The sequence below is a fragment of the Azoarcus taiwanensis genome (genome assembly GCF_012910885.1).
GTDB lineage: Bacteria > Pseudomonadota > Gammaproteobacteria > Burkholderiales > Rhodocyclaceae > Azoarcus_F > Azoarcus_F taiwanensis.
The window spans coordinates 1-9,031 of sequence record NZ_WTVM01000146.1; the positions used below are offsets into that span (position 1 = coordinate 1).

Sequence of the window (9,031 nt, forward strand, 5' to 3'; positions counted from 1 at the left end):
GCCCACCCGAAATCGTCGGCAGCGCCCTCGCGCTGCAGAACGCGATCGGCTTCGCGATCACCATGGTGTCGATCGCGATCGGCACCCGGGTGATCGCCGACTGGGGCAACCATGTCGCCTGGCTATTGCTGCCCGGCCCGCTGCTCGGGCTCATCGGCCTGTGGCCGCTGTGGCGACGCAAGGCCGTGAGCACGGGATGAGTCCTCAGCCGAGCTTGCGCCCGAAGAAGCGCATCGTCCGGTCCCAGGCCTGCTGTGCCCAGAACGCGTCGTACTGAGTCGCCGGCAGACGCGAAGCGCCGACTGCGGTCTCGTTGGCAAACGCATGGTGTGCAAGGTAGCGGTGAAACTCGATGTCCGCACCGGCGCTGCTGAGCTTGTCCTCGAGTTCGTCGATGGTTTCGATCGAGAAGAACTGGTCCTGGGTCGCGAAGTGCCCCATCACCGGCGCAGTGATCTTCGCGGCATCGATGTATTCGAGCGGCGGGCACCCGTACCAGACCACGCCGGCATCGGCTTCAGGTACGTTACACAGCGCCAGCAGCGTCAGCGCACCGCCCATGCAGAAGCCCGTCACGCCAACCTTGTCGGCACGTCCCTTGAGAAACTGGACAGCGCCGCGGATATCCTGCGAAGCCGCATCGCCGAAATCCAGCCCGCTCATCAGGTGGTGGGCTTCCTCAGCCTCGACGGTCGACTTGCCGCGGTAGAGATCCGGCACCAGCGCGAGGTAGCCCGCTGCCGCGAGACGGTCGGCCACGCCCCGAATCTGGTCGTTGAGACCCCACCACTCCTGGATCACGACGACACCCGGTGCGCCGTCAGCCTGTGCCGGCTGCGCGAGATAGCCCTGAACCGTCTTGCCATCCGGTCGATTGAAATTCACGACTTTGCCCATGCCCGTCCTCCGTCTGTCTGTGTGGAAACAACGTCTCAGTAAATGACACGCCGGTACCTCCCGTCAAGCTGTGAGCAGCCGCCGGCCGATTGGCGAACGGACGGCATTCCCCCTATGCTGAAATCGTTGTCCTCCGTGTCTCGTCTCGACCCATGACCACCATCGTCCTGCTTCTGCTGCTGCTTGGCGCGACGCTCGCTCTGTCCTTCCGCGCCCTGCGTGCGCTGCCGGACCCACAGAGCCGCCGCTGGCGCGTTGTTATCGCCGGACTTGCACTGGCACTGCTGCTCGGCATCGTGTTTTGGCTGGCGATGATGGTGCTGGTCGTCGGACCGGAGCTACGCGGCAGTTGAACCCTCGCGCCCGAACGGACTCAGAACCTCACAGGCGCGCTGACGCAGGAAGACCTTCCGGAGCCAGATCATGTCCAGACGATTGCTGATGCCACTCATGCTGGCGCTCACGCTTGCCGGCCCCGGCGCGGCGCGTGAATTGGCTGTGACGCCGGAAAGCCTGATTACAGTCGAGTTGGCCACGGTTGCCATGCTCAGCGGCAGCAACGTTCCGGTCGTGCTCCTGCGAGAGCCGCTGTCAGGAGACGTCGTGCCGATATTCATTGGCCCTCCCGAAGCTCGCGCAATTCTCATGGCCTTGCACGGTGTGGTCACACCGCGACCAATGACGCACGATCTGCTGCAGGACGTCATCGACAAACTGTCGGGCAAGCTCGTGAGCGTCGTAGTCGACGACCTGCGTGACGGCACCTACCACGGTGCACTTGAAGTCAACGTGGGCGATGACGCCCGACTCGTCCGCATCGATGCTCGCCCAAGCGACGCGCTGGCACTGGCCGCGCGGAGCGGCGCGGAGATCCGGGTCGCACCCAAGGTGCTGCAGGCGGGCATCGGCATGGAGTTCGAAGGCTTGCGCAACGACCAGGTCGTCAGCGCAATCGGCATCACCGTCGTCGAGGCCACCGACGAACTGCGTGATGCGCTTGGCCTGCCGGACACCCCGGGGGTGCTGGTCACGAACGCGACCGGCCGCGCGGCCTATGCCGGAATCGGCGCAGGGGCTTTGGTGCTTTCAGTCAACGGAAGCGTTCCCACGACTCCCATGGAGTATCTCGAATACGTTCGCGCCACACCGTCCGGCGAGCACGCACGCGTAGACTACTGGCACGACGGCGAACGCCGTGAGGCGAGCCTGCCGACTGCGGTCCCCGAACGAAGAGGCGGACGTCCGGTCGCGCTGTAGCGCACCCCCGGTTGACGCGGTGCCCCCGGATACCCGGCATGGAGCGGGTCCGCGCTGCTCCGGATTACGCGCGCCGCCAAACGGCTCTGCGCCCTGGCCCGCAGCTCCTGCACCGTCACGGCTGCGGCCACCGACGTGCTCGCCGTGACGCCTCGGCGCCATCGCTACGCCTCAGTGCTGAAAGCACGGATTATCGGTCCAGCGCACTGCAGAGTGCTCGCCCGACAGGTGCAAAGCGGAGTCTTGGTCTTATACTTGCGGCAAGATTTCCCGAGTGCGGGTGTGAGCCTCTACCATTCGTTCCGCTCGAAAGCGGTCGCTGCGAGTCCTTCGCTTGCAGTCGTGGTATTCGAACCGCACGCAATTCATCAAGCACTGCCGAATGCCTTACCACTCAGAAACGCTTGCCTGGCTCATCGACCGACGAGCCAGCGATCTCGTCGCCGTACTGTCCGAAGACTTGCACATTCTGCACGCCAATGCGGCATCCAACGCCGTTATTGGCTATCCACAAAGCGCACTCGCCGGCATTGACGTTCGAGACCTCATTCATCCGGCCGACCTGCCCGCAGTCGAATCCGCACTCGGGCGCCTGCGAGCCGTACCGGACGCGCCGGTATTCGTTCGCGCCCGATTTCGACACGCGACAGGCGGACACCGCGTACTCGAAACGTACGCCACACGCGCGGACGATGTCCCGGAGGCTCCCGTAATCGTGACCGTCTCGCGCGACGTTACGGAACGACACCGCCGGGAGCGTCTGCAGCGCGCCTTTACGGAACCGCTGGAATGGCCCGAACCCATGCCCCGCGATGAGATTGCGGTCCGGATCTGCGAGGCAGTTGCCGATGCATTTGAGCTCGACCTTGCATTCATGGCTCACGCTCAGCCCGATGGAACGCTGAAGATCGTCGCGCACGCCGGAGGTGCCAGCCAGACCCTCAAGACCCTGATCGAGAGCGAGATGAGGTGGCACGGCGTCGGCGCCTGCGACACCTTCGCAGCCGCGCTCCGGAATGAAGGCGATGGGAGCGGCATCGCCGCGGGAGAGATCGCGCTGCCCGGAGCCAAACGCCGGGTCCAGGTCAGCGCGATCAGAATTCACCGCGCCTCCCGAAGTGACACGCTCCTGGTACTGCTGTGGCCAAACGCCGGACGACGCGAGGGCAGTGACATCATTGGCGAGTTTGCCCGCCAGGCCGGCCTGATGCTCGAACGCGCCGAGCAGGACGAACGCCTCGCCTTGCTCGGGAAAGCGCTCGAATCCGCGGCAAACGCCATCTTCATCACCGACGCGCACGGCGTCATCGAGTGGGCCAACGAGGCTTTTGTCGAACTCAGCGGCTACCCGCGTGATGAGCTGATCGGGCAGACGCCCCGGGTACTTCGCTCGGGCGCACAACCGGCAGACTTCTATGCCGCGCTACGCAGCAGCCTGACGCTTGGTCAGGCCTGGTCGGGCGAGATCGTGAATCGGCGCAAGGATGGCAGCCTCTATACCGCATACCAGGTGGTCACACCGATCCGCACCCGGCACCAGCGCACAAGACACTTTGTCGCGATCCAGCAGGACATTACGGATCGCAAGCACATGGAGCATCAGATCCGGAAGCTCGCGGCGGACATCGAGCACGCGCGACAATCGGAGCGCGAACGCATCGCCCGCGAGGTGCACGACGAGCTGGGTGGTTCGCTCGCGTCACTCCGACACGATATCGAGTGGTTGCTCGACCATGTCGACGACACGCGCTTGCGCGACCGGTTGACCGTGATGCACGAGGTCGCGATCAACTCGCTCGACACCGCCCGCCAGATCGTTACCGGCCTCCGACCGGCCATCGTCGAAGAGGTGGGTCTGCCCGAGGCCATCGCCTGGCTTGGCCGGGAGGTCGCTCAACACCACGCGCTCGCAGTATCGGTGAAGGTCGAGCCTGCCATCTCCAGGTTGGAACCCACCCATGCGGAACAGGTCTCCCGCGTGGTTCAGGAGTGCCTCACGAACGTGACCAAGCACGCCGGCGCCGACCGTGTTTCGGTAGATGCCCGCGTTGTCGACGAGTTGCTGGTCGTTGAAGTCACTGACAATGGCCGCGGTTTCGGGCGGGCCGAGCGGGTATCGGGCATTCAGGGCATGAGTGAGCGCGCATTGCTTATGGGTGGCTATATCGAGATCGCCCCCAGCGCCAGCGGTGGCACGACCGTAAAGCTAGTCGCGCCGGCCGGCGATCTGGAGGGGAGCGAATGACACGAATACTCGTAGCCGACGATCATCGGCTCTTTCGCGAAGGACTCAAGCGCCTTCTGGACGGCGAGTCCGACCTTTCCATCGGGGGAGAAGCCGACAGCGGGGCACAAGCCCTCTCGCTTCTGGCCAATGGCGGTTGGAATCTCATGCTGCTCGACCTTCGCCTGCCGGACATGGAAGGTATGGACGTGCTCGAACAGATGCGCGAGCGCAACGACACCACACCGGTCCTGATACTGTCCATGTATCCGGCTGAGCAATACGCCGCGAGGACCGCACGACTCGGCGCTCTCGGATACATGAGCAAGAACTGTTCATCCGGTGAGCTGATCCAGGCAATCCGCAAGGTGGCGCAAGGCGATGCGTGGCTCGAAGCACGCAGCGCAAGAAACATGCTGATGGAACTGGCGCGCGGCGCGCCCACCCATGCCCACCAGCGGTTGTCGCCGAGAGAGTTCTCGGTGTTCATGAACCTCGCCCGAGGGCGAAGCATCGCCTCGATCGCCGCGGAGATGCAGATCAACGCGAAGACGGTGAGCACGTATCGTGCGCGTGTGCTGGACAAGCTGACCCTCGAGAACAACGCCGCGATCGTGCGCTACGCGCTGGATCACGACCTGCTGTGACGGTTGCGTCACGCCTGTAGGCGAAGCCCTACATGCCGTCATCGAATCACGACTAGCCCCCCCGCAACCCCGTCCGTAGCATCACGCCGGACGATTGCGCACGACGGAGAAACGGTGGGCGTTACAAGCAAGGGCAACGGCGGGCAGACCGACCCAAGGGCGAGTGTTCGCCTTTCGCCCAGCGTTTGTCGCGCGCTGTTGCTTGACCTGTGCGACGCGTGCCTCGCGCCCCGTATCACTCTGGAGATGCGGCTCCGGAGCGCCTGCGGGGTGATCGTCGAGAGACTCGGCTACGATCTCGTCTGGATCGGAGTGCCGACGACGTCCGACTCGCTTTGCATCCGCGCTTCCGCCGGGCGCTACGATGTCGAACTTGCCGGCCGGTCAATCGTCGGCCGCCGCGGAATGCGCGGGACGCCGCTGTCCTTGCGTTGCCTGCGTACCCGAACGGCGGTCACTGCCCGTCACGCGCCGGCAGAACCCGCTCTCGTCGCACCCGCACAAGCACTGGCCATTGTGCCGCTGCTCGACGGCGAACAGTGCGTTGGCGTGCTTTACGTCGGCACCACCATCGAATACCGGTTTCGCGAAACCGAGGTCAAGCTCCTGCAAGAGGCTGCAAGTCGCATCGGAAGCTGCCTGGCTGTTCTCGAGCGGCTTTCCAGCGTCGAGCGACACGAACGCACCAACGCAGAAGCGGCGGCGGTGTTCGATTCTGCGATCGAAGGCATATTCATCACCGATCTCGGCGGACGCATCGTCGCGGCGAACCCCGCAGTGTGCCGGATCACCGGCTACACCCGGGATGAGCTCATGGGCGCCACTCCCGCCCTGTTTCGCTCGGGACGCCACGACGAGTCCTTTTATGCCAACTTCTGGCGGACGCTCTCGATCAGTGGCAGCTGGCGAGGCGAAATCTGGAACCGCCGAAAGAACGGCCAGGAGTACCCCGAACTGCTCTGCGTATCGGCCATTCACGATGACAAGGGCGCTGTGGTGCGCTACGTCGCACTGCTGGTCGACCTGTCGGAGCAGAAGCGCATCGAGCACGCACTCGAGCACAAGGCCCACCATGACGAATTGACCGGCCTGTCCAACCGCTCCGGCCTGCAGAGGGAGATCGACAAGGTGTTGAACCGCGTCGGAGCCGAAACCGACAATGTCGCTGTCGTCGTGCTGGATCTGGACGAGTTCAAGTATGTGAATGACACGCTTGGCCATGATGACGGCGATGCTCTCATTCGAACGATCGCCGACCGTATGCGCGGCTGTCTCAGGCACGAGGACAAACTCGCACGACTCGGAGGAGACGAGTTCGCCATCCTGCTTCCCGGCCTGACACACATGCACGACGCGGCGATCGTGACACGCAAGGTGCTCGAGGCCATCGCGCAGCCGATCACCGTCTCGCGTTGCGAACTCAGGGTGACCGCGAGCGCGGGTATCGCCGTCAGCCCCGAGGACGGCGATACCGCTAACGTCCTGCTTCGACGAGCCGACAGTGCCATGTATCGGGCCAAGGCGTCCGGATCCGGCGGATTCCAGTACTTCAGGCCGGAGATGGAGACCAATGCGAGCGATCGCCTGGTGCTGGGCAGCGCCTTGAGCAACGCGTTGTCCGACGGAGGGCTGTTCCTCGTCTATCAACCGCAGGCCGACCTCGACACCGGACGGCTTCGTGGAGTGGAGGCGTTGCTGCGCTGGCGACATCAGGGCGAAACCATCTCCCCGGACCGCTTCATACCCATCGCCGAAAAGACCGGCCTCATTCACGCGATCGGTGCCTGGGTCATCCGCGAATCCTGTCGCGCGGCGGCGCGCTGGAAGGCCGAGGGCTGGCACGACGTGCGGGTGTCGGTCAACCTCTCGCCACGTCAGTTCCACGATCGGGGCCTGCTGGCGACGATCCGGAGCGCCTTGAACGAAAGCGGACTCCAGGCCGGACACCTCGAGATCGAGATCACCGAAAGCATGGCAATGAGCAACCCTGCACATACCGCATCCGCACTGGCCGAGCTTCGCGCGCTCGGCGTGCTGGTCGCGATAGACGACTTCGGAACCGGTCACTCCTCGCTTGCCGCTCTGGGGACCTACCCGCTGGATACCCTGAAGATCGACCTGTCATTCACCCAGGCGATCGGCACCGACCCACGCGTGGAGATCATCGTGCGCACCATCATCGCAATGGCGAAGACGCTCTCGCTCAACCTGGTGGCCGAAGGCGTGGAAACCCAGGAACAGGCGGATTTCCTCTCGGGGGCGGGGTGCCGAACCATCCAGGGCTACCTGCTCGGTCATCCGATGGAAGAAGCCGAGTTCGGGCAGTGGCGACGCGGCCACGGCGAGTTGCACGGAGCGGACGAAGCGCAATCTCCCTGACTTCTCTCGGTGTCTCACTCAGACACATGCCTTGATCATGCCGCAGTTTTCAAGGGTCAGGCGATTTGCGGTCGCATGACGGATCGGCGTATAGTCCGCACATCGTTCGGGAACCCCCGCGCAAACCGCGCAGGGGTGAAACGGGAAGTCCGGTGACGCGAGTCAGTCTCGCCATTCCGGCGCAGCCCCCGCTGCTGTAAGCCTGACGGTACCGCCATACCAGCCACTGGGTCACACCCGGGAAGGCGGCGGCAACCGAATGACGGCGAGCCAGAAGACCGACCCCTTCGATACGACAGAACAACGCCCCGGGGTGCGGGCGGGTGTCGATCGGTCACGGGTGCGCATATGCCCCGGATTCGCGAAGTCGCTCATCCCACGACCCGCGAAGCAAGTCCGTCGCTACCTTCTTCCCCCGGCCCCGAAACAGCAGGAGCCAGCACGATGGAAGAAGACAAGAAGCAAAACCACAACGAACGCATGCAACGCAAGAAGGAGGTCGTCGACGCGGCCATCGACCGGGCGCAGGAAGAGCGCGGCATCGTCCTCCTGATCACCGGCAACGGCAAGGGCAAGACCACGTCCGCCTTCGGCACCCTGTATCGCGCGCTGGGCCATGGCCAGCGCGCCGGCGTGGTGCAGTTCATCAAGGGCACCCAGGCCACCGGCGAGGTGATCTTTCTGCAGCAACACCCGGCGAGCGCCGCGGTGCGCTACCACGCGATGGCCACCGGCTTCACCTGGAACACGCAGAACTGGGATGCCGACAAGCGCGCCGCCGACGAGGCCTGGGCGCAGGCCACCGGCATGCTGGCCGATCCGGCGCTCAGCCTGGTGGTGCTCGACGAGCTCACCTACATGCTGAAATACAACTACCTCGACACCGCCGCGGTGCTCGACGCGATCCGCGCCCGTCCGCCGATGCAGACGGTGATCGTCACCGGCCGCGCGGCAAAGCCGGAACTGGTTGAGCTGGCCGATACCGTGAGCGAGATCGCCGACCGCAAGCACGCCTTCAAGGCAGGGGTGAAGGCCCAGGCAGGCATCGACTTCTGATGCTGCGCCGCCTCGCCGCGACGCTGCTCCTGACCCTGCCCGCCGCAGCGGCGGCGGCAGGCGGATTGCCGCGCGTGATGTCGACCAATCTGTGCGCGGACATCGTGCTGCTCAGCCTCGCCGACCCCGCGCAGATCGTTTCGGTGTCGGCGCGCAGCCAGGATCCGGCGCGCTCCTCGCTCGCCGCGCGCGCGGCTGGCTTCGCGCCCAACAGCGGCAGTGCGGAGGAAGTGATCGCAGCGCGCCCGGACATCGTGCTCGCCTCGCGGCGTTGGCAGGCGCGCCACCAGACGGCGTTGTTCGAACATCACGGCATCGCCATCGTCACCGTGCCGTTTCCCGACGACTGGGCGGGCATCTTCGACAGTACGCTGCGGGTCGGTGCACGCATCGGCCGAACGGAAGCCGCCGAAGCGCTGATCGCCGAGGTAAGGGAACGCCTCGCCACACTCGACCAGGGCGGCGGCGCCAGCGCGCTCTACCTGCGCCCCAACGGCGGCACCGCCGGGGCACAGACCCACGTCCACGCGGTGCTGGAAGCCGCCGGCCTGCGCAACCACGCCGCCGCGGG

At 65.0% G+C, this 9,031-nt stretch carries 8 protein-coding genes, 1 pseudogene and 1 riboswitch; of the genes and pseudogenes, 8 read left to right on the top strand and 1 reads right to left on the bottom strand.

The annotated features are described in order from the left end of the window. Window positions 1–200 (top strand): annotated as a pseudogene (locus tag GPA21_RS17200) (MFS transporter); the annotation flags it as partial. A 4-nt stretch (window positions 201–204) separates the two neighbouring features. On the opposite strand, the gene GPA21_RS17205 reads toward GPA21_RS17200, so the two are convergent. Next, window positions 205–897 carry a dienelactone hydrolase family protein gene (locus tag GPA21_RS17205; RefSeq protein WP_168989339.1) on the bottom strand — a complete coding sequence of 231 codons (693 nt, stop codon included), beginning with the start codon at window positions 895–897 and terminating at the stop codon, window positions 205–207. Window positions 898–1,049: 152 nt separating this feature from the next. Here GPA21_RS17205 and GPA21_RS17210 point away from each other — a divergent pair, with 152 nt between their 5' ends. The 7 genes from GPA21_RS17210 to GPA21_RS17240 all read left to right on the top strand — a co-directional run. Continuing rightward, the gene (locus GPA21_RS17210) at window positions 1,050–1,250 is read left to right on the top strand and encodes a hypothetical protein (RefSeq protein WP_168989340.1); all 201 of its coding nucleotides are present in this window, start codon (window positions 1,050–1,052) and stop codon (window positions 1,248–1,250) included. Between the two features lie 70 nt (window positions 1,251–1,320). Next, the gene (locus GPA21_RS17215) at window positions 1,321–2,154 is read left to right on the top strand and encodes a bifunctional nuclease family protein (RefSeq protein WP_168989341.1); all 834 of its coding nucleotides are present in this window, start codon (window positions 1,321–1,323) and stop codon (window positions 2,152–2,154) included. A 382-nt stretch (window positions 2,155–2,536) separates the two neighbouring features. Then, window positions 2,537–4,399: a sensor histidine kinase gene (locus GPA21_RS17220; protein ID WP_168989342.1), complete on the top strand. Its 1,863-nt coding sequence runs from the start codon at window positions 2,537–2,539 to the stop codon at window positions 4,397–4,399. After that, the gene (locus GPA21_RS17225) at window positions 4,396–5,025 is read left to right on the top strand and encodes a response regulator transcription factor (protein WP_168989343.1); all 630 of its coding nucleotides are present in this window, start codon (window positions 4,396–4,398) and stop codon (window positions 5,023–5,025) included. The genes GPA21_RS17220 and GPA21_RS17225 overlap by 4 nt, the downstream gene beginning before the upstream one ends. 114 nt (window positions 5,026–5,139) lie before the next feature. Continuing rightward, window positions 5,140–7,404 (top strand): EAL domain-containing protein, encoded by a 2,265-nt coding sequence (locus GPA21_RS17230; RefSeq protein ID WP_168989344.1) that lies wholly within the window; start codon window positions 5,140–5,142, stop codon window positions 7,402–7,404. Window positions 7,405–7,495: 91 nt separating this feature from the next. Further along, window positions 7,496–7,705: riboswitch (cobalamin riboswitch) on the top strand. A gap of 143 nt (window positions 7,706–7,848) precedes the next feature. After that, window positions 7,849–8,460, top strand: a complete 612-nt coding sequence (gene cobO / locus GPA21_RS17235; protein ID WP_168989345.1) for a cob(I)yrinic acid a,c-diamide adenosyltransferase — start codon at window positions 7,849–7,851, stop codon at window positions 8,458–8,460. Beyond that, window positions 8,460–9,031: ABC transporter substrate-binding protein (locus tag GPA21_RS17240; protein ID WP_168989346.1), on the top strand; the 572-nt coding region annotated here is incomplete at its 3' end. The genes cobO and GPA21_RS17240, both read left to right, overlap by 1 nt.

Excerpts from the sequence above, each read along its gene's own strand:
- GPA21_RS17205 (WP_168989339.1), bottom strand. The coding sequence starts at position 897 with ATGGGCAAAGTCGTGAATTTCAATCGACCGGATGGCAAGACGGTTCAG.
- GPA21_RS17210 (WP_168989340.1), top strand. The coding sequence starts at position 1,050 with ATGACCACCATCGTCCTGCTTCTGCTGCTGCTTGGCGCGACGCTCGCT.
- GPA21_RS17215 (WP_168989341.1), top strand. The coding sequence starts at position 1,321 with ATGTCCAGACGATTGCTGATGCCACTCATGCTGGCGCTCACGCTTGCC.
- GPA21_RS17220 (WP_168989342.1), top strand. The coding sequence starts at position 2,537 with ATGCCTTACCACTCAGAAACGCTTGCCTGGCTCATCGACCGACGAGCC.
- GPA21_RS17225 (WP_168989343.1), top strand. The coding sequence starts at position 4,396 with ATGACACGAATACTCGTAGCCGACGATCATCGGCTCTTTCGCGAAGGA.
- cobO (WP_168989345.1), top strand. The coding sequence starts at position 7,849 with ATGGAAGAAGACAAGAAGCAAAACCACAACGAACGCATGCAACGCAAG.